The 17042-nt window shown below is 67.2% G+C and carries 17 protein-coding genes; 7 read left to right on the forward strand and 10 right to left on the reverse strand.

Features of this window, described 5'->3' with window-relative positions; genetic code table 11:
* The 9 genes from ACPCXD_RS00005 to ACPCXD_RS00045 all read right to left on the reverse strand — a co-directional run.
* Positions 1-265: GNAT family N-acetyltransferase (locus tag ACPCXD_RS00005; RefSeq protein ID WP_423657747.1), on the reverse strand; the 265-nt coding region annotated here is incomplete at its 3' end.
* Positions 266-356: 91 nt separating this feature from the next.
* Complete coding sequence (gene bfr / locus ACPCXD_RS00010) at positions 357-833, reverse strand: bacterioferritin (RefSeq protein WP_016693088.1); 477 nt, start codon at positions 831-833, stop codon at positions 357-359.
* 48 nt (positions 834-881) lie between these two features.
* The gene (locus ACPCXD_RS00015) at positions 882-1079 is read right to left on the reverse strand and encodes a (2Fe-2S)-binding protein (protein ID WP_019290600.1); all 198 of its coding nucleotides are present in this window, start codon (positions 1077-1079) and stop codon (positions 882-884) included.
* Between the two features lie 151 nt (positions 1080-1230).
* Positions 1231-1980, reverse strand: a complete 750-nt coding sequence (locus ACPCXD_RS00020) for an AIM24 family protein (protein ID WP_423657750.1) — start codon at positions 1978-1980, stop codon at positions 1231-1233.
* The gene (locus ACPCXD_RS00025; RefSeq protein ID WP_423657752.1) at positions 1977-2681 is read right to left on the reverse strand and encodes an AIM24 family protein; all 705 of its coding nucleotides are present in this window, start codon (positions 2679-2681) and stop codon (positions 1977-1979) included. Before ACPCXD_RS00025 ends, ACPCXD_RS00020 begins: the two co-directional genes overlap by 4 nt.
* A 6-nt stretch (positions 2682-2687) precedes the next feature.
* The gene (locus tag ACPCXD_RS00030; RefSeq protein ID WP_026061324.1) at positions 2688-3308 is read right to left on the reverse strand and encodes an AIM24 family protein; all 621 of its coding nucleotides are present in this window, start codon (positions 3306-3308) and stop codon (positions 2688-2690) included.
* An 83-nt stretch (positions 3309-3391) separates the two neighbouring features.
* Positions 3392-4549, reverse strand: a complete 1158-nt coding sequence (locus tag ACPCXD_RS00035) for an acyl-CoA dehydrogenase family protein (RefSeq protein ID WP_088899367.1) — start codon at positions 4547-4549, stop codon at positions 3392-3394.
* A gap of 42 nt (positions 4550-4591) precedes the next feature.
* A complete protein-coding gene (locus ACPCXD_RS00040) occupies positions 4592-5785 on the reverse strand; it encodes an acyl-CoA dehydrogenase family protein (protein WP_016693093.1) in 1194 nt (397 codons plus the stop codon).
* Positions 5782-7026 carry a CoA transferase gene (locus ACPCXD_RS00045; RefSeq protein WP_059384411.1) on the reverse strand — a complete coding sequence of 415 codons (1245 nt, stop codon included), beginning with the start codon at positions 7024-7026 and terminating at the stop codon, positions 5782-5784. Before ACPCXD_RS00045 ends, ACPCXD_RS00040 begins: the two co-directional genes overlap by 4 nt.
* 301 nt (positions 7027-7327) lie before the next feature.
* On the opposite strand from ACPCXD_RS00045, the gene ACPCXD_RS00050 reads away from it, so the two are divergent.
* The 4 genes from ACPCXD_RS00050 (at position 7328) to ACPCXD_RS00065 (ending at position 12473) form a co-directional block, all read left to right on the forward strand.
* A complete protein-coding gene (locus tag ACPCXD_RS00050) occupies positions 7328-8674 on the forward strand; it encodes an MFS transporter (protein ID WP_258260073.1) in 1347 nt (448 codons plus the stop codon).
* 166 nt (positions 8675-8840) lie between these two features.
* The gene (locus ACPCXD_RS00055) at positions 8841-9971 is read left to right on the forward strand and encodes a thiolase family protein (RefSeq protein WP_423657756.1); all 1131 of its coding nucleotides are present in this window, start codon (positions 8841-8843) and stop codon (positions 9969-9971) included.
* Between the two features lie 67 nt (positions 9972-10038).
* The gene (locus ACPCXD_RS00060) at positions 10039-10803 is read left to right on the forward strand and encodes an SDR family NAD(P)-dependent oxidoreductase (RefSeq protein ID WP_229566458.1); all 765 of its coding nucleotides are present in this window, start codon (positions 10039-10041) and stop codon (positions 10801-10803) included.
* Positions 10804-10817: 14 nt separating this feature from the next.
* Positions 10818-12473 (forward strand): class I adenylate-forming enzyme family protein, encoded by a 1656-nt coding sequence (locus ACPCXD_RS00065; RefSeq protein ID WP_423657758.1) that lies wholly within the window; start codon positions 10818-10820, stop codon positions 12471-12473.
* Between the two features lie 125 nt (positions 12474-12598).
* On the opposite strand, the gene ACPCXD_RS00070 is transcribed toward ACPCXD_RS00065, so the two are convergent.
* The gene (locus ACPCXD_RS00070; protein ID WP_060652573.1) at positions 12599-13783 is read right to left on the reverse strand and encodes an acyl-CoA dehydrogenase family protein; all 1185 of its coding nucleotides are present in this window, start codon (positions 13781-13783) and stop codon (positions 12599-12601) included.
* A 166-nt stretch (positions 13784-13949) separates the two neighbouring features.
* Here ACPCXD_RS00070 and fabG point away from each other — a divergent pair, with 166 nt between their 5' ends.
* From fabG to ACPCXD_RS00085, 3 genes are all read left to right on the forward strand, one after another.
* Complete coding sequence (fabG, locus tag ACPCXD_RS00075) at positions 13950-14690, forward strand: 3-oxoacyl-ACP reductase FabG (RefSeq protein WP_016695803.1); 741 nt, start codon at positions 13950-13952, stop codon at positions 14688-14690.
* A 40-nt stretch (positions 14691-14730) separates the two neighbouring features.
* Complete coding sequence (locus ACPCXD_RS00080) at positions 14731-15942, forward strand: acetyl-CoA C-acetyltransferase (RefSeq protein WP_423657761.1); 1212 nt, start codon at positions 14731-14733, stop codon at positions 15940-15942.
* 172 nt (positions 15943-16114) lie between these two features.
* On the forward strand, positions 16115-16975 hold the full coding sequence (locus ACPCXD_RS00085; RefSeq protein WP_423657763.1) for an endonuclease domain-containing protein: 861 nt from the start codon (positions 16115-16117) through the stop codon (positions 16973-16975).
* The last annotated feature ends 67 nt before the right edge of the window (positions 16976-17042 follow it).

Consider the following 17042-nt stretch of genomic DNA (forward strand, 5'->3'; position numbering starts at 1 on the left):
GGTGCTTCTCGATGAACTTGTCGACGTACGAGCAGATCGCGACGATGCGCTTGCCGCGGTCGCGGACGTCGTCGAGGGCGAAACCGACGAGCTTGCCTCCGAGTCCCTGACCGGAGTAGCCCTTGTCGATCTCGGTGTGGTCGAAGACGAGGCGGCCGTCGTCGTCGGGGTGGTACTGCGTGTATCCGACGACGGCGTCGTCGTCCCGGACTTCGTACCTCTGCTTCTCGGCGTTGTGCACCACGGTCACGGACGAATCGCTCATGGTCTTCCTCTCACCGTCGACAAGCTGGTGTGTTCCACAGCATAGAGAACGGGCCGCGGCACAATGCCGCGGCCCGTTCTGCTGTGCCGGGTTATTCCGGCGGAGAGATGTGCTGGGCGAGGTACAGCGGCTCGCCGAGCTGCTCGATCAGATCGAGCTGGGTTTCGAGATAGTCGATGTGCTCCTCCTCGTCGGCGAGGATCTCCTCGAAGATGTTGGCCGAGGTGATGTCGCTGACCGAGCGCATGTACTCGGCTCCCTTCCGGAGCCGGTCGCGGGCCTCGATCTCCACCTGCAGGTCGGCTTCGAGCATCTCCTTGACGGTCTGACCCAGACGCAACGCCCCGAGGCGCTGGTAGTTGGGGAGTCCGTCGAGATAGAGGATCCGATCGGTGAGTCTCTCGGCGTGACGCATCTCGTCGAACGACTCGTCGCGAGTATGCTTCGCGAGTTTCGCCCATCCGCGGTTGTCCTGCATCTTCGAATGCAGGAAGTACTGATTGATCGCGGTGAGCTCGGCGGTGAGTTGTTCGTTGAGCAACTCGATGACCTTCTTGTCGCCCTTCATGGCACCTCCCGGGGTGAACCATCAGGTTTACCGCCGGGTAGGGGCTGGCTACACGGCGGTCTCGAGTTCGATCGTCTCATTCCGCTCGCGGGCCTGCCGGATGATCGCCGAGATGTTCCGGACGCAACTGCCACAATCGGTGCCGGCGCGGCACTTGGCGCTCACCTCGCGGGTACACCGTGCTCCCGCAGCCACCTCTGCCTCGATGTGGTGGTGGGTAAGAGCGTGGCAACTGCAGACGATCATCAGAGCCACCTTTCTGCGACCGAGGGAACACTCACTTAGGTTGTCCAAACCTTACATCGGCTTAGGCTAGCCTAGCTTGTGATCGTAGTCACAGAAAAGGGGACCCGGATCCGTGTTATACCCAGGTCTGTCCCAGGGTGTGCTACTGCAGCTACTGCTGTTGCAGGTGTTGCGATACCACCTGGTTGATCCGGCGCAAACCGGGCGAGGTGAGGCCCGGGATCTGGTTCTCGATCGTGCGCACCAGCGACGAATCGTCGAGAACCTTCTCACTCGACTGGATCAGGACGGTGCCGGCACCCGTGAAATCGAACTGTCGCTCCTCACCCGACTGCACACCGAAACGACGTGCCCCCGCCGAGACGAAGCCGGTGATCCACGATTCGTCGTAGTGATGACTGGGGGACGGACAGTCGGCCCAGCCGACGAGCGCCTCGGGATCCACCCGCAGCGGCGGCTCGGCGAACATCACCGGCCCGTTCGACGACGCGAGGAAACGGCCCGTACCGATGAGGGTGAGGAAACCCGGGACGATCGACTGGTTGAGCGACAGGCCCGGTTCGAAGGCCAGCAGATTGGCCTGCCGGATCGTGAGGTTGCCGTCGTCGAGGTCGTACGAATTGATGTCGTATCCGCGGTCACCGATGATCAGTTTCCCGAAGCCCTCCGCCACGACGTAGTCGCCGAGATAGAGCGGAGCGGAGAACTGCTGGGCCACCATGTGCAGCAGATGTCCCTGCAACCCGTGGGTGAGCGCCGAGAACTGCACCTGGCCGTAGTACGCGATCATCGCGCCCTTCGACAGGAACCAGGGCGTCTGCAGGTCGATGCAGTAGGCGTAGGGGTTGCCCGGCACGTTGTCGCTGCCGCCGAAGCTCGACGGGTTCAGAACGGTACTCACAGCTTCTCCTCCGATGCCTGCACGTAGACGATGCCCTGTCCGCTGCACTCGAGTTGCATGGCCTCCCCGCCGGTGCGACCGACGTTCCGCCAGCTCATCGACGACTTCAGTTCGGTGCGGACCGGGCCGTAGGACGCCACGAACGCCTGCGGGTCGACGACCACCGGCGTCGGGCCGCCCACCTGAAGCTCGAACACGCCGCCGTGGGCGAGCAGCACCGCCGCGCCCTGGCCGATCAGCTGGGTGGTGAACATGCCGGTGCCGGTCATCGCTCCGGTGGCGGCGCCGCGCAGTGCCCCGAGCAGACCACCGCCGCCCCCGCCACCACCGGAGGCCGCGGCCACCGAGACGACCGTGGACTGCAGACCGGTGGTGTGGGCGAGCAGACGCGACGCCTCCACCCGCAGCTCGCCGCCCGCGGACATGTCGACGATGTGCGTCTCGAGACCGCGGAAGCCGTAGTGCACGACGCCGTCGCCCTGCGCCAGCATCGTGGCCTCGTGCTCACCCTGCAGCATGCGTCCCGCCATGCCGGCGAGACCACCGAGACCGGGAGCGCCCCCGACGCCACCGGGAACACCGTGGGGGGAGAACCGGACGTTGCCGGTGTAGAACAGCATCGCGCCGCGGCGGGCCACGACGGGACCGGACTGCCGCAGGTCGACGCGCACGACCTTGCCGTTGATCTTCGTGAAGCTCATCTGTTCCTACCGTTCCGCCGGCTGGATGGAGACCACGCCCACGCCGTCCCACTTCAGGGAGAACGCCTCGCCGCTGCCCTGGCCGATGGCCGAGCGCCACGACACGTCGGTGACGAACGACTGCGTGAGCTGCCCCTTCGCACACACGAAGGCGTCGGGATCGACGACGAGGGGATACTGCGGCGACACCTCGAGATGGATGAGCGGGCCCCCGGCCGAGAGCAGCGCGACCTGCCCGGTCCCCGTCACCGTCGTGGTGAACAGACCCTGGCCGCTCATGCCGCCGCGCAGGCCCGCGAACGTCACGTTCGTGTTCAGGTTCCCGCTCAGCGCCAGCAGCTGCTCGGACTCGACCTGCAGGGTCTCGTTGTTCAGCTCCAGCACCGTGACGTCCTGCGCCTGGTGCGCGAAGTAGACGACGCCCGTGCCGCTGCACTCCATGAGCGAGAGCCCCTCGCCCGTCGCGCGCTGCCGGAGCCCGGCGAGAACACCCTCACCGCCACCGAAACCGGCGGACTTGAAACCGACCTGCCCCTCGTACGCCACCATCGACCCCGACAGGGCGCGGACGGACGAATTGCTCAGGTGGGCTTCGATCACCCTCTTGGTCTTCACGACTAGCCGCATGGCGGGAAACGATAGTCGGAAACGACTTCGGTGGAGCAGACCCCGGATAGCGGGGCCTACTCCACCGAAGAACTACAGAAGACCTACAGTCCCAGATCCTTGGCGATGATCGTCTTCATGACCTCGTTGGTGCCGCCGTAGATGCGGGTCACGCGGGTGTCGGCGTAGAGGCGGGCGATGGGGTACTCGGTGATGTAGCCGTAGCCGCCGTGCAGCTGCAGGCACTTGTCGATGATGCGGCCGGCGGCCTCCGTCGCGAACAGCTTCGCGCGGGCGGCGTCGGGCACCGTCAGTTCGTCACGGTCGTTGAGCTCGATCGCGTTGTCGACCATGATCTGCATGGCCTGCAGTTCGGTCGAGCACTCGGCGAGCACGAACTTGGTGTTCTGGAAGGACGCGACCGGCTTGCCGAAGACCTTGCGGTCCTTGGTGTATGCGATGGCGTGCTGGATCGCCGCGGCCGCGGTGGCGGCAGCGCCGAACGCGATGGTGAGACGCTCCTGCGCGAGGTTCTGCGTCAGGTACGAGAACGCCTCGCCCTCCTTGCCGAGCAGATCGGCGACCGGCACCTTCACGTCGTCGAACGACAGCTCGGCGGTGTCCGAGGTCTTGAGGCCGATCTTGTGGAGCTTGCGCCCGACGGCGAAGCCCTCGCTCCTGGTGTCCACCACCAGGATCGACAGGCCACCGCGGCGGTCCTCGGGGTTGTACGGCGAGGTGCGGGCCACGACGAGGATGCGGTCGGCGAGAGCACCGCCGGTGATGAACGTCTTGGCGCCGTTGAGGACGTAGTGGCTGCCGTCCTCCGAGAGCTTCGCGGTGGTCGCGATGTTGGCGAGATCGGAACCGGTACCCGGCTCGGTCATCGCGATCGCGAACATCAGCTCACCCGAGGCGAACCCGGGGAGCCAGCGCTGCTTCTGCTCCTCGGTGGCGTTCTGCATGATGTACGGCAGGATCAGGTTCGAGTGCACCGACGACGAACCGAACGACACACCGGCCGCCGACGCCTCCTCGGCGAGGATCACGTTGAACTTCAGCGACGTCTCGCCGCCTCCGCCGTACTCCTCGGGAACCTGGATGCCGAGGAGTCCGAGTTCGCCCATGCGGTTGTAGAACTCGCGCGGAGGATGACCGGCCTCTTCCCACTCGGGGTAGACGGGCACGACCTCCTTCGCGATGAAGTCGCGGACGGTCTGCCGGAACGCCTCGTGATCCTCGTTGTACAGCGTGCGCTTCACGCGTTGTCCTTCCAGGGATGGATGTGATTGCGGGGGTGGACCTTACAGCGCGTAGCTGCGCAGCACACCCTTGCTGATGATCGTCTTCTGGATCTCGCTGGTGCCCTCACCGATGAGCAGGAAGGGAGCCTCGCGCATGAGGCGCTCGATCTCGTACTCCTTCGAGTAGCCGTAGCCGCCGTGGATGCGGAAGCTGGCCTGGGTGACCTCGGAGCAGTACTCGCTGGTGAGGTACTTGGCCATACCGGCGGCGACGTCGTTGCGTTCACCCGAGTCCTTCAGGCGCGCGGCGTTGACCATCATCAGGTGGGCGGCCTCGACCTTGGTGGCCATCTCCGCGAGGGAGAACGAGATCGCCTGGTGCTGGGCGATGGGCTTGCCGAAGGTGGTGCGCTGCTGGGCGTAGCGGGCGGCGAGCTCGAACGCGCGGATCGCGACACCGCACGCGCGGGCCGAGACGTTGACGCGGCCGACCTCGACACCGTCCATCATCTGGAAGAAACCCTTGCCGGGCTCGCCGCCGAGGATCGAATCGGCCGAGGCCTTGTAGTTGTCGAAGACGAGTTCGGTGGTGTCGATGCCCTTGTACCCCATCTTGTCGATCTTGCCGGGGATGGTGACACCCGGGACGACCTCACCGAAGCCGGCGGGCTTCTCGACCAGGAAGGTGGTCAGGTTCTTGTGGGGCTTGTCGGAGCCTTCCTCGGTCTTGACCAGGGCGGCGACGAGGGTGGAGCTGCCGCCGTTGGTCAGCCACATCTTCTGGCCGTTGATGACGTAGTTGCCGTCGGCGTCGCGCTTGGCCTTGGTGCGGATGGCGGCGACGTCGGAGCCGAGTTCGGGCTCGGACATCGAGAACGCGCCGCGAACCTCACCGGTGGCCATGCGCGGCAGGTAGTACTGCTTCTGCTCTTCGGTGCCGTGCTGGCGGATCATGTACGCGACGATGAAGTGGGTGTTGATGACGCCGGAGACGCTCATCCAGCCGCGGGCGAGTTCCTCGACGCACAGCGCGTAGGTCAGCAGCGACTCGCCGAGTCCGCCGTACTCCTCGGGGATCATCAGCCCGAACAGGCCCATCTCGCGCATCTGGTCGACGATGGCCTGCGGGTAGGTGTCCGAGTGCTCGAGTTCCTGAGCGTTCGGGATGATCTCGCGGTCGACGAAGGTGCGGACCGTGTCGAGGATCTCGGACTGGAATTCCGTCAGACCGAGGGTCTGGGCGAGGCGGGTCATGCGTGCTCTTTCTGGGAGATGCGGATGGTGCCGGAAGCTGCGAGGGCGTCGATCTCGTCGTCGGTCAGCCCGAGATGTTCGGTGAGCACCTCGGCGGTGTCGTCGCCGTTGGCCGGCGCGGGGCGGACCTCGGGGTACCGGCCGTCGAAGGACATCGGGGTGCTCGGGGCGTGGTAGCTGCCGATGCGCGGCTGATCGAGCTTGTGGAACATCGGGTTGTCGGTCACGCGCGGGTCGGTGGCGAGCTCGGCGAAGGTGCGATAGCGCTCGTGCAGGATCGAGGTGCCGGCCAAGGCCTTCTCGACCTCGTCGGCGGTGTGGCGGGAGAACCAGGCGCCGAACAGGCTGTTGAGCACGTGGCGGTGCTCGAACCGGGTGCCTTCGTCGCGGAAGTCCACGCCCAGTGCGGATTCGAGGGCAGCCACGGCGTCGGCGGTGCCCGTGAGTCCGGTGAGGTCGCGGAAGTGCCGGGGCGTGAGCGCGACGATCATGAAGCGTGCGCCGTCGCTGGTGGCGAAGTCGGCGCCGTAGGTGCCGTAGACGGAGTTGCCGACCTTCTCCCGGACGGGACGGCCGAGCTGGGCCTCGGCGATGTAGCCGAGATTGCCGACGGTCGCGAACGCGACGTCCTCGAGGGGAAGAACGACCTTCGTTCCGGCGCCGGTGATCTCGCGGCGGTAGACGGCCGAGGCGACCGACAGGGCTGCGTACAGACCGCACGAGACGTCCCAGGCGGGCAGCACGTGGTTGACCGGGGTCGAGACGTTCTCGGCGCCGGTGACCTGCGGGAAGCCGGCGGCGGCGTTGACGGTGTAGTCGACAGCACCGGTGCCGTCGGCGCGGCCGAGGACCTGCACGTGGATCAGGTCGGGGCGGATCGCGGCGAGCTCGTCGTAGTCGAGCCACGAACGACCGGCGGCGTTGGTGACCAGCACTCCTGCGTCGATGATCAGGTCGCGGATCAGGTTCTGCGCGTCCGGGTTACGGAAGTCCGCCGCGAACGACCGCTTGCCCTTGTTCAGGCCGGCCCAGTAGATCGACTCGTTGTCGTCGGTGACCGGCCAGCGGCGGTAATCGGCAGCGCCGCCGATCGGGTCGACCCGGATCACGTCGGCGCCGAGCGCGGCCAGGGTCATGCCGCACAGGGGTGCGGCCACGAAGCTGGACACCTCGACCACGCGCACTCCCGCGAGGGGCGCAGTGGACGAGGGCAGCTCGTCGGTGGAAGCGGTGGAGTTCATGCTGGGCTCGCTCGTCGTCGCAGATTGTTTCGGGCACAGTCAGCATGCCCAGGTTTTGCCGCCGGGAACAGCACCGATCGGCTATCGCTCGGTTAGCGCAGACCAATACTCGATGAGGCCTCAATCTGCCTTGTGATGGGTCATAGGTTTCAGTGATCGATTCGTTCGCCTTCCGCTCTTTGCGTCAGGTGACATGGCTCACGTTCAATGCATGCAGACGCCAGGCGTGACGTTCTTCCGACAACGACATGCAGATTGTTCGTAAGTCGGCCATCCCGCTCGAGTTCTGAAGGGACTCCCAGTGACCACAGGCGAAATCGCGCACGACAAGCCGGCAACCGCCGGCGGACCCGGCGGGCCGGCGACCGGCTCGACACCTCTCGTGACCCCCGGCCGCGCGTGGAGCATGACCGGTCTGGTCATCTTCCTCTACGTCGTCAACTACGCCGACAAGGCCGTCCTCGGCATCATCGCCCAGCCTCTGGCGCGTGAGCTCGGCATGAGCTCCTCCCAGATCGGCCTGGTCGGTTCGCTGTTCTTCGTCACATTCACCGTCGGCGGATTCTTCGCCGGGCCGCTGAACAAGTACTTGACCCTCCGCTGGGCCCTGCTGGCTCTCGGCCTGATCTGGTCGGTGGTGATGCTGCCGCTGGTCGTCAGCGCGAGTTTCACGATGCTGGTGGTCACTCGCATGCTGCTCGGTCTCGCCGAAGGACCGAGCTCGGCTCTCATGCACACCGCCGCGTACTCGTGGCACCCGCCGGCCAAGCGCGGTCTGCCCGGCGCATTCCTGGCCGGTTCCGCCTCGGTCGCCAAGATCGCCCTCGCTCCCGTCCTGACCTTCATCACCGTCGAGTGGGGCTGGCGTGCCGCGCTGATCTCGCTGTCGATCCTCGGTGCGGTCTGGATGGGCTTCTGGCTCCTCGGCTGGAAGGAAGGCCCCTACACGACCAAGGCGGTCAAGGGCGCCGAAACCTCCGCTTCCGCCGCGCAGACCGAGCCGTCCGTGCCGTGGCGCAAGATCTTCCTCACCCGCACGTTCGTCAGCTGCGCGATCCTGATCATGGTCGTCTACGCGCTCACCACCGTCGTCCTGACCTGGCTGCCGTCCTACTTCGAGGTCGGCCTCGGCTACAGCGCCCTGCAGGCCGGCTCGATGTTCGCCCTGCCGTCCATCATCGGCCTGTTCCTCATGATCAGCTCGGGTACGGTCACCGACCGTCTCAGCGCCAAGGGTTACCGTTCGCGGGTCGTCCGCATCATCGTGCCCGCCGTCGGCGTGCTCATCTGCGGTGCCATCCTGGTCTTCCTCCCGTCCATCGGTACGCCGGCCCTCGCCGTCGCGGTCGTCTCCATCGGCTACGGCTTCGGCGCCATCGCGTTCCCGCTGATCAACGCCGCGATCTCCGAGCTGTGCCCGCCGCAGCAGACCGCCGGCACGATGGGTGTCTTCCTCGCCCTGATGGCCGTCGGCGGCCTCGTCGCCCCCTACGGCACGGGTGTCCTCGTCGACAACGCCGCCACCGCGGCGGAGGGTTACGCAACGGCCTTCCAGGTCATCGGAGCACTCGGTGCGCTCGCCGCGATCCTGGTCCTGTTCCTGGCGAACCCGGAACGCGACCGCAAGCTCATCCGGGCCGCGGCCTGACCAGTTCGGCATAGCTTCCGCCTAACGGACGCTTCCGCCGAAAGACTTTCCCCTACCGGCCGGGTGCATGGTCTCCTCGAATGTGAGGACCACCACCCGGCCGGTCGTCGTTTCCCACCACGGTTGCCCGGCAACCGTGTCCCGCAACAGCAAAGGACCGATTCGCATGCGCGATGCCGTGATCGTCGACGCCGTCCGTTCCCCCATCGGACGTCGCGGTGGTGCACTGTCCGAGATCCATCCCGTCAACCTGTCCGCACACGTGCTGACCGTACTGGCCGAGCGGACCGGCCTCGATCCCGCCACGATCGACGACGTCCAGTGGGGTTGCGTGAGCCAGGTCGGCGACCAGGCCGGAATCGTCTCGCGCAGCGCCGTGTTCGCGGCCGGATGGCCGGTCACCGTGCCCGCCACCACCATCAACCGGGCGTGCGGATCGAGCCAGCAGGCCGTGTCCTTCGCCGCCGCGACCGTCATCTCCGGTCAGAACGACGTCGTGATCGCCGGTGGTGTCGAGTCCATGAGCCGCGTGCCGATGGGCAGCTCCAGCAAGGACGGTCAGCACTTCCCACAGAACGTGCTCGACCGCTTCGAGGTCGGAGGCTTCAGCCAGGGCATCGGCGCCGAGATGATCGCCGAGAAGTGGGGCTTCTCCCGCACGCAGCTCGACGAATTCTCGTTGCGCTCGCACGAACTGTCCGCGGCCGCCACCGACGCGGGCGCGTTCACCGGTCAGATCGCCCCGGTCGGCGACTTCGCCACCGACGAGGGCATCCGCCGCGGCGGCACCGTCGAATCGCTCGCCAAGCTCAAGACCGTCTTCAAGGAGGACGGCGTGATCCACGCCGGCAACTCCTCGCAGATCTCCGACGGTGCCGGCGCCCTGCTCATCACCACCAGCGAATACGCTGCGGCACAGGGCTGGACCCCGCTCGCGCGCATCCACACCGCAGTCGTCGCCGCCGCCGACCCGGTCGTCATGCTCACCGGCCCGATCCCCGCCACCGAGAAGGCCCTGAAGCGTTCCGGTCTGTCCATCGACGACATCGGCGCCTTCGAGATCAACGAGGCCTTCGCGCCGGTGCCGCTCGCATGGCAGGTCGAGACCGGCGCGAAGCCCGACCGTCTCAACCCGCTCGGCGGCGCGATCGGTGTCGGCCACCCCCTCGGCGGCTCCGGCGCGATTCTCATGACCCGCCTCGTGCACCACATGCGCGACAACGATATCCGCTACGGCCTGCAGTCGATGTGTGAGGCCGGCGGCATGGCCAACGCCACCATCCTCGAACTTCTCTGAGCCGAAGGCTCTCCAAGATCTACTGATCTCACCTCACCCAAGCTGCTACGAATCCGAAGGAAACACCATGGAACTCAAGGGTCTGTCCGTCGCCGTCACCGGTGGAGCGTCCGGTCTCGGTCTCGCCACGGCACGTCGCGTCCTGGCTGCCGGTGGCAACGTCACCCTCATCGACCTTCCCGGCTCGAATGGTGAGGAGATCGCCAAGGAACTCGGCGACGGCGTCGTCTTCGCGCCGGGTGACGTGACCGATTCGGAGCAGTTCGCTGCGGCTCTCGACGTCGCGCACGAGCGCGGCGGCCTGCGCGGTGTCGTGCACTGCGCCGGCGCCGGACGCAAGATGCGCGTCCTCGACAAGGAGGGCAAGGCCGGTTCGCTCGAGGACTTCGAGTTCGTGATCCGCCTCAACCTCATCGGCTCGTTCAACGCGCTGCGTCTCGGTGCCGAGCGCATGGCCGAACTCGATCTCATCGAGGACGAGCGTGGCGCCGTGGTCATGACGGCCTCCGTCGCGGCCTTCGAGGGCCAGATCGGCCAGATCAACTACTCGGCGTCCAAGGCCGGCATCGTCGGAATGACGATCGTCGCCGCACGCGACCTCGCCAGCAAGGGCATCCGCGTCAACACCATTGCCCCCGGCATCATGGACACCCCGCTGCTCGCCCGCCTGCGCGAGGACGTCCGCAAGTCGCTCGAGGCGACCGTGCCCAACCCGTCGCGCCTCGGCCGCCCCGACGAGTTCGGTCAGCTGGCCACGAACATCCTCGAGAACGGCTACATCAACGGTGAGACGATCCGTCTCGACGGTGCCATCCGTATGGCACCGCGTTGAGCCGGGCGTCGACCATGACCTCGGCTTCCGACCTCGCACAGCGCAGGCTGTCGTACCCGGCGACGACGATGGCGGTGTGGGCACCGAGCCTCGCCGCCGTCTACGGCGACCGGCCGGCTGTGATCGACGACGACCGGGTGCTCACCTACAACGACCTCGACGCACGTTCGGCGCAGTTCGCCGGCGTGCTGCACGAGGCCGGGGTGCGGGCCCGCGACGTGGTGCTCCTGCACCTCGGTAACTGCGTCGAGTTCCACATCGCCTACTACGGTGCGCTCCGCGTCGGAGCGGCGGTCACGCTCGTGAATCCGCTGCAGCCCGAACCGGGTCTGCGCCGGCAGATCGAGGAGACCTCCGCGGCCGCGGCGGTCACCGGTTCCGCGCAGTCCGAGACGCTGTTCCGGGCCGCGGACGGAACGAGCGTCCGGTTGATCGCGGTCGTCTCCGACGAGGCGGTCACCGCACCGGGCGCCGTGCACTTCGGTGATGCGCTCGAAGGGCGTCCGCAGACCTTCGAACCGGTCGTCACCGGCCCGGACGACGTCGCGCACATCGCGTACACCGGTGGCACGACCGGCATTTCGAAGGGCGTCCGGGTACTGCACCGCAACGTCGTCGGCAACGTCACGCAGATGTGCGCGTGGCGCGCGGGGCACCAGCTGGTCGCCGACGTCGACGGGCGGATCTCGCTCGAACCGATCGGTGACCTGAAGATCGCCGGTGCGGTCCCGGGTCAGGGATCGACGATCGTGGTGTCGCCGCTGTTCCACGCGCACGCGCTGATCAACACGTCGTTCCTTCTCGCGTGCGGCCTGACCCAGGTCCTCGCGGGTCGCTTCGATCCGGCTCGCATGCTCGAACTGATCGAGCGGTACGAGGCCAGCTACATCACCGGCAGTCCGGCGATGTGGCATGCTCTCGCCACGCATCCCGACGTCGAGACCCGCGACCTGTCCACCGTGCGGGTCGTCTCGTCCGGTGCCGCACCGATCGATCACGTGACCCTCGAGAACCTCGAGCGTGCGTTCCCCAACGCGCGCATCGCGGAGGGCTACGGGCTCACCGAGGGCACCTGTGTCGTCACGGCGATGCCGCTCGTCGTCGACTCGGAGTACCGCCTCGGCAGCGTCGGCCTTCCGGTCTTCGACACCGAACTCGAGATCCGGTCGCAGCTCGATCCGGGCGTCGTCCTTCCCGACGGGGAGCGCGGCGAACTGTGGATCCGCGGGCCGCAGGTCACCGACGGATATCTCGGGCACCCCGAGATCACCGCGGAGCAGTACGTCGACGGCTGGCTCGCCACGGGTGATATCGCCTACCGCGATGCCGACGGATTCGTGTACATCGCCGACCGGGCGAAGGACATGTTGATCTACAAGGGCTACAACGTGTATCCGCGTGAGCTCGAGGAGATCCTGGTGACCCACCCGAAGGTGTCCACCGCGGCGGTCGTCGGCCGGGAGGCGGGCGCGATCGGTCAGGAGCCGGTCGCCTTCGTCGTCCCCGTCGCCGGCGAGGAGCCCGACGCGGAGGAGCTGAAGGCGTACGTCGCCGAACGGGTCCTGCCGTACAAGAAGATCCGCGACGTGGTGGTGGTCGATGCACTGCCGACCTCCGCCGCGGGCAAGATCCTCAAGACCGATCTGCGATCGCGCCTGACGGTCTCCTGACCCGCACACGAGAAACCCCCGGCATCGGATGCCGGGGGTTTCTTCGTATGCGGTGGAAGGCGATTCGAGAGAATCGCTTCGGGCGCGGTTCCGGATGTACCCGTTCCGGGACCGCGCCGCGAAGATCAGGAGTTCTTCTTCTGTTCCTGCTTGACGAGTCCGCCGCCGATGATCAGACGCTGGATCTCGCTGGTGCCCTCGTACAGACGCAGCAGACGCACGTCGCGGTAGATCCGCTCGACAGCGACCTCGCGCATGTAGCCGCTGCCGCCGTGGATCTGCACGGCGAGATCGGCGACCTTGCCGACCATCTCGGTGCAGAACAACTTCGCCACCGACGGCGCGATGCGGCGGTCGGTCTCCTCCACCCAGGCCTTCGCGGCGTCGCGCACCAGAGCGCGGCCGGCCATCACGCCGGTCTGCTGGTCGGCGATCATCGCCTGCACGAGCTGGAAGTTGCCGATCGGGGTGCCGCCCTGGGTCACCGCGGCCGCATAGGCCACCGATTCGTCGAGCGCCCGCTGGGCCTGACCGACCGACAGCGCGGCGATGTGCACGCGACCGCGGGCGAGGGAGACCATTGCGGCCTTGTAGCCGACGTCCTCGCTGCCGCCGACGAGCGCGGAGTTCGGCACCCGCACCCCGTCGAAGTGCACATCGGCGGTCCAGGCACCTTCCTGGCCCATCTTCGCGTCCTTGTTGCCCACCGTCAGACCGGGAGTATCGGCGGGGACGAGGAAGACCGCGATGCCGGTGCCGTTCTCGTCCGCGGGACGGGTGCGCGCGAACACGACGAACAGGTTCGCCAGCGGCGCGTTGGTGATGAAGCGCTTCTCACCGGTGATGATCCAGTCGTCGCCGTCGCGCACGGCCTTGGTGCGCAGACCCGACGGGTTCGAGCCGGCACCGGGTTCGGTGAGCGCGAACGAGGCGACGACCTCGCCGGAGGCGATGCCCTCGAGCCACTGCTTCTTCTGCTCGTCGGTGCCGAAGTTGACCAGCACTTGACCGGCGATGCCGTTGTTGGTGCCGAACATCGAGCGCAGCGACAGGGTCGTGTAACCCAGCTCCATCGCCAGTTCCGCGTCCTGCTGCAGGTTCAGGCCGAGACCTCCCCATTCCTGCGGGATGGCATATCCGAACAGGCCCATGTCCTTCGCGGCCTGGCGGATGTCCTCGGGAATCGCATTGGTCTCGGCGATCTCCTGCTCGCGCGGCACGACCACGTTGCGCACGAACGCGCGGGTCTGCGCGAGGATCTCGCGGAAGTCGTCTTCGTCGACCTCGGGGGCCGGGATGGAGAGTGTCATGTCTACAACCTTCGTGCGGCCGCCGGGAGGTGTCCAATACGAATGGCGCCATTCCCGTATAGGCATTGTCGATGGATCGAGGCCGTTCCGCGGGCCGGATCGCCGTTATATTCGGAGCATCGACTTGTCTGGGGGCCGTCCCGAGCCCCGCCGAAAGGAATCGTAGATGTCTCTGTTGGAGAACCGCACTGCCGTGATCACCGGTGGCGCTCAGGGAATCGGCTTCGCCATCGCACAGGAGTTCGTCGACGCCGGCGCCCGCGTCGTGATCGGCGACCTCGACCTCGATGCCGCCACCGCCGCCGCCGAGAAGCTCGGTGGCCGCGACGTCGCCCGGGCCGTGCGCGCCAACGTCGTCGAGTCCGCCGACTGGGACACCCTCCTCGCCGAGGCCGTCGACGGTTTCGGTTCGCTCGACGTGGTGGTCAACAACGCCGGTATCACCCGCGACGCGACGATGCGCACGATGACCGAAGAGGACTTCGACCTGGTCATCTCGGTGCACCTCAAGGGCACCTGGCACGGCACCCGCAAGGCCGCCGCGATCATGCGTGAGGCCAAGCGCGGCGCGATCGTCAACATCTCCTCGCTGTCCGGCAAGGTCGGCATGGTCGGCCAGACCAACTACTCCGCCGCCAAGGCGGGCATCGTCGGCCTGACCAAGGCCGCCGCCAAGGAGATGGCGCACCACGGCGTCCGGGTCAACGCGATCCAGCCCGGCCTGATCCGTTCGGCGATGACCGAGGCCATGCCGCAGAAGGCATGGGACCAGAAGATGGCCGAGATCCCCATGGGCCGCCCCGGCGAGGTCGACGAGATCGCCTCCGTCGCACTGTTCCTCGCGTCCGACATGTCCTCCTACATGACCGGCACCGTCCTCGAGGTCACCGGCGGCCGCTTCATGTGACGGTTCGTCCGTCACCTCACTCTCTTCCCGAAAGGTCATCATGCGCGAAGTAGTCATCTGCGAGCCGGTCCGTACCCCGATCGGCCGCTACGGCGGAATGTTCAAGTCCCTCACCGCAGTCGATCTCGGTGTCGCGGCACTGAAGGGTCTGCTCGAGCGCACGGGTGTTGCGCCCGAACAGGTTCAGGACGTCATCCTCGGCCACTGCAACGGCAACAGCGAGGCTCCGGCCATCGGCCGCGTCGTCGCCCTCGACGCCGGTCTGCCGATCACGGTGCCCGGCATGCACATCGACCGCCGCTGCGGTTCGGGTCTGCAGGCCGTCATCCAGGCCGCCTTCCAGGTCGGTAACGGCGACCACGATCTCGTCGTCGCCGGTGGCACCGAGTCGATGAGCAACGCGGCGTTCTACTCCACCGACATCCGCTGGGGCGGCGCCCGCACCGGCGTGCAGATGCACGACGGTCTGGTCCGCGCCCGCTCGACCGCCGGTGGCCGCTTCTATCCGGTGCCCGGCGGCATGATCGAGACGGCGGAGAACCTGCGTCGCGAGTACTCGATCTCCCGCGACGAGCAGGACCAGCTCGCCCTGAACTCGCACCTGCGTGCCGTCGAGGCCCAGAAGAACGGCATCCTCGCCGAGGAGATCATCCCTGTCACGGTGAGCAGCCGTAAGGGCGACGAGGTCATCGACACCGACGAGCACCCGCGTCCCGACATCAGCCTGGAGACCCTCGCCAAGCTGAAGCCGATCATGGGCAAGCAGGACCCCGAGGCCACCGTCACCGCCGGCAACGCCAGCGGCCAGAACGACGCCGCGTCCATGGCGATCGTCACCACCCCGGAGAAGGCCGCCGAGCTGGGCCTGACCCCGCTGGTGCGGTTCGTCTCGTGGGGCGTCGCGGGTGTCCAGCCCAAGATCATGGGCATCGGCCCCGTGCCGGCCACCGAGGTCGCCCTCGCCAAGGCAGGCATCACCCTCGCCGACGTCGACCTCATCGAGCTCAACGAGGCGTTCGCCGCGCAGGCCCTCGCCGTGACCCGCGAATGGAAGTTCGGCAAGGCCGACTTCGAGCGCACCAACGTCCACGGCTCCGGCATCTCGCTCGGCCACCCGGTCGGCGCGACCGGCGGACGCATGCTCGCCACCCTTGCCCGCGAGCTGCACCGTCGCGAGGCCCGCTACGGCCTCGAGACCATGTGCATCGGCGGCGGCCAGGGTCTGGCAGCGATCTTCGAGCGCGTCGCGTAAACAGACAGCTCCCGGTTCGGGGAGGTTGTGTCCGGTTTTCTCGAAAAACCCGGACACAGCCTCCCCGAGCTTCTTTCGTCGCAGGTGACGGCCTGGGGATAACGTCCGAGCTTGTCCACAACCGGCCTCCACGCGGCGCCCGGACGGGAGTCGCGCCGGGCATGCTCGGCGCGTGATCGACTTCGACGAACCGTTCTCGGGACGTGCGGCACTCGCTGCCGGCGTCGTCACGCGGCATCGACTCGCGCGCGACTTCGTCCACCTCCACCGCGACGTCTACATCCGACGAGGAATCCCGGCGACCCCGCTGCTGCGCGCGAAGGCGGCATGGTTGTGGTCGCAGGGCCGCGGCGTCCTCGCGGGAGTCTCCGCCGCTGCCGTGCACGGCACCCGGTGGCTCGACCCGGATGCGGCGGCCGAACTCGTCCGCTCCGATCACGTCCGATCGGTGCCGGGCATCTCGGTCCGCCGCGCCCCGAAGCTCGACACCTGCCTGGTCGACGGGATGGTCGCGACCACACCGGCGCAGACGGCCTTCGATCTCGCCCGACGAATGCCGCTCGACCGCGCCGTCGAAACGATCGACGCACTCTGCAACGCGACCGGCCTGAAGGTGCGTGAGATCGAGGAACTGACGACGAGGAGCAAGGGCGCACACGGCATCGGTGCCGTGCCGCGGGTGCTCGCCCTCGTCGACGGTGGAGCTGCGTCACCGCCCGAGACCCACACGCGTCTGCTCCTCGTCCGTGCCGGTCTCCCGCCGCCGGAGACCCAGATCGAGATCTTCGTCGGCGACGCGTTCGTGGCGCGAGCCGACATGGGATGGAAGCAGTGGCGGGTCCTCGTGGAGTACGACGGCGTGCAGCACTGGACCGACCCCACCCAGCGCACCCGCGACATCGACCGGTACGCGGTGCTGCCCGAACTGGGGTGGACGGTCATCCGGGTCGGTGCCGACCTCCTCTACCGGCGGCCCGACGTCTTCGTCGAACGGGTGCGTCGTGCTCTGGGAGCGGCCGGTGCGCCCGTCTGAGCAGGACTTCGGGGAGGTTGCGTGCGTGTTTTTCGAGAAACGCGACCACAACCTCCCCGAAGTTCCG

Source organism: Rhodococcus sp. AB351 (assembly GCF_049538275.1).
Taxonomy (GTDB): Bacteria; Actinomycetota; Actinomycetes; order Mycobacteriales; family Mycobacteriaceae; genus Rhodococcus.